This window comes from Pseudoalteromonas sp. GW168-MNA-CIBAN-0100 (assembly GCF_040309225.1).
In the GTDB taxonomy this organism is placed as follows: domain Bacteria; phylum Pseudomonadota; class Gammaproteobacteria; order Enterobacterales; family Alteromonadaceae; genus Pseudoalteromonas; species Pseudoalteromonas arctica.
On record NZ_JBEOOL010000435.1, the window covers coordinates 1 to 286 of the forward strand.

A 286-nucleotide genomic window follows, 5' to 3' on the forward strand; every position below is an offset into this window, starting at 1 on the left:
GTATTGAGTTTTTCGAAGGGCAATTTACACTCAAAGTGTCACACCCTAAACCTATTGCTTCATATGCAGATGAAAGCAACACGAGCTTCACACGTTACCCACTGCCAGCTTTCCCTTTAAGGGTTTTGCAAAACTTTTATAACTATCTCCCTGAGGAGGCGTTAACAACAAAATCATTATTGGATGCTATTAATCGTTGGGTAGATACTGAGCCATATTACTTCGCTGCAATGAGTCCCGCAGAATGGTTGCGTACTTTTCAATCATTCTGGCACCACCACTATGC

At 42.0% G+C, this 286-nt stretch carries 1 protein-coding gene; it reads left to right on the forward strand.

The window, feature by feature from the left end; translation table 11 throughout:
* Nucleotides 1-286 (forward strand): hypothetical protein (locus tag AAEY62_RS21835; RefSeq protein ID WP_350636493.1); only part of this gene is annotated, 286 nt, incomplete at both ends.